The sequence below is a fragment of the Bartonella sp. AA1HLJMS genome, from assembly GCF_042197445.1.
Classification (GTDB): Bacteria; Pseudomonadota; Alphaproteobacteria; order Rhizobiales; family Rhizobiaceae; genus Bartonella.
This window is the reverse complement of sequence record NZ_JBHIRW010000102.1, coordinates 1-2,666: the sequence shown is the minus strand read 5'-3', so window position 1 is coordinate 2,666 and position 2,666 is coordinate 1. Positions and strand designations below refer to the sequence as shown.

Sequence of the window (2,666 nt, the reverse complement as noted above, 5' to 3'; positions counted from 1 at the left end):
ACCCTTTGAGAACATCTTTAAAACTCTTTGAGAAAAAATAAATTGGTACAAAACCTAGTGGCAAAATATACAAAACCTGCTGGCAAGCTACATACAAAAATATACAAAACCCGCTGGCAAGCTACATACAGCAAGCTACAGTGGCGGAGGGGGTGGGATTCGAACCCACGGTACAGTCTCCTGCACGCCGGTTTTCAAGACCGGTGCCTTAAACCGCTCGGCCACCCCTCCAAACTAGATATGCTTTTTGACAAATTTCTTGCAAAAGGTCAATCATTTTAATACGCATTTTAAAGCGTTCTTTGTAAAACCATTTAAGTTTCAATTAAAATAATTCTTCATAAGTTAATTCTTTGAGTGTGTTATCTAAGAATTTCATTTTTAAATATGATAGTTTTTTCTGAAAAAATGAAAGGTAATTATGATATTTATCATTTCTTTTTCCTGTTTGAAAATTTTTCACAAAGCAATATTTTTTAAGTTCTAATGGTCGTTTTCGTAATAATAAGAAAAGTTCAGTTGAAAATGTTTGATAAATTATATTAAATTTCGGTCGTGTATTTTTAAATTATTTTACCTTTCCAGATATTTATTCTATTTAGATCGGTCATATCTGCGAAAAGAAAATGTTATTGCTTTGACAGTTTATGAGAGATAAATTTGTAAGAATGGGATATATATTCAAGGAAAATTTTTATTGAGTTTAAATAAGTACAATTCAATAAGAAAGCTCTTTAAAAGATTTTTATTTTTTAAATAAAAATATTCAGATATTTAATGCGTCTAAAGGGTATCTTGGAGGAAAGGGCTGATTTACACTATTTGAATAAAACGTTGTGTAAGATTTGCATCGACAGTTTAAAACCTTTTCCAGATATGACTGAAAATTAGGTATATTTATAATGCTTTTTTCTTTAGGATAAGCAAAAAGGTAATTTGAATGGAAGAAAAGATTATTGAACGCTTAGATCAATAAATAGTTTGTTAAAGTATTGCATAGTTTTTCAAGAATAGAACTTAAAAACGCTAAATTATGCAGAGGCAAAAAGCATAAACTTTAACAGACAAGGTTTTAAAAGCCGTTTCATTCACAAGTATGTGTAAAATAAAATATTTATGTCTAATATGAGAGAATAGGTTGTTCCTGATTCTATTGAGTTTTATTTGCCTCTATTCCTCATCTTTTTGAAGCTTTTTTATGGCTTCAAGAGCAAGTTTTTACGGTCTGCGCTCTTTGTGTAAAGAGATGCCATAGTGTCGTCTGTCCAGCCAAAAATTGCTTTGAGTTGCGAGACTGTTGCACCGAAATTAGCAGCGCGTGTTGCTGCTAATTTTCTTAAACCATGCGCGCGCTGATTTTTTAATGCCTACTGTATTACAAGCCTATCTAAATGTATCGCCAAAGCTTTCTTTGGAGAGTTTTTGATTAACTTGACCACAAATGAATGTTTCTTCTCCAATAGGACCAATTTAAAGGGTTTTGGCTAGTTCAGACAAAATTGGCAGAAAAACATCTGTTTTGAATTTACTTTTTTCTGTTTTGACTGGAAATCCGTCTTCGTTTTTGAGAGGAGGTCTTTTGATTCTTAAAGCTGGATTATTTTCAAAAAGACTCTGTTCAATGGCCCATTTAAAAAGTCCGTTTAGACCTTTCAGAAAGTCTCTAGCCATTCCAAGTGTTTATTTGCGATGTTCAACACCGGCTATAATATGTTTCTTTCCGATTGCTTGGTATGAAATGAGACCTATAGAATCACACACCTTCATCAGGATGAGTTCTTTTTATGACTTTAGAGAAGCTATGCCAATTGATACTGTTAAAATACTGTTTAAGTAGCCATGCAAATAACCTTTCAATAAGTTTACCGGTTTTGGATTTTGGAAGTATAAGCCCTTGTAATTTAGCAAGCGCACTTTGGTAGTTGTCAACAAACTCTTGCGTTCCATAGGTTCCACGTACTCTAATGCGTTGACCACGACCAATACGCACATACCATATAATTTTACCATGGCGTGAATCACGCTGGTGTTAAAAGGTTAGTTTTTTGGTGTTAGAAAGGAATGTCGTCTTTTGTTGAAGGGACGCCGTTCTGGGCGGTCATAGTTTTGTTACAAGCTTCTGAATTATCATAAATTTTTTCGTTTTCAAAAATCTGTGCATTATAAGCAACTTGTGCGTTATCAAAAACCTTAGCGCTATCGTAAATATTGGTAAAGGAATACGCCTTGGCATCATTATAAATCCAACAATCGTTTTCATGACTTAAACTGTCTTCATTCTCTATAAAGCTGTCAAGATTACCTGCCTTTTTATCTCTAAAGTCTCTCAATTCATGGATACGGTAAAGCGTAATGTATCCATCAAACTCTATTGTTTCATCAGTCAATTCGTATTTTTCCCCCATGATTTATTTCCTTGATTTGGCACAATCCACCCGTAGCGTGAATCATGCATTACTTAAAAGTTGTTAGGAATGAGTAGGGGTGTGCTAGGTGACATATGAACACTCCCATTTTTTAAAAATATGCAAATTTATTTTTTAGATGTGCTTAATTTCATAATTCCAATCAGGCAATTGAGTGAGAGCTAATGCGAGTTGTCCTCTATGACACATGCATACATTGGCTTCAAAACAGGTGATTGCAACGCGCTTTTTGTTTAAAAA

At 33.6% G+C, this 2,666-nt stretch carries 1 protein-coding gene, 1 tRNA gene and 1 pseudogene; all 3 read right to left on the bottom strand.

What is annotated here, in order from left to right:
* Window positions 1-141: 141 nt before the first annotated feature.
* The 3 genes and pseudogenes from ACFIQE_RS09460 to ACFIQE_RS09450 all read right to left on the bottom strand — a co-directional run bounded on the left by ACFIQE_RS09460 (window position 142) and on the right by ACFIQE_RS09450 (window position 2,405).
* A tRNA-Ser gene (locus ACFIQE_RS09460) sits at window positions 142-231 on the bottom strand.
* Between the two features lie 939 nt (window positions 232-1,170).
* Window positions 1,171-2,002: pseudogene (locus tag ACFIQE_RS09455) on the bottom strand (tyrosine-type recombinase/integrase).
* 49 nt (window positions 2,003-2,051) lie between these two features.
* Entirely contained in the window at window positions 2,052-2,405 is a 354-nt protein-coding gene (locus tag ACFIQE_RS09450; RefSeq protein WP_375707618.1) for a hypothetical protein, read from the bottom strand.
* Between the last annotated feature and the right edge of the window lie 261 nt (window positions 2,406-2,666).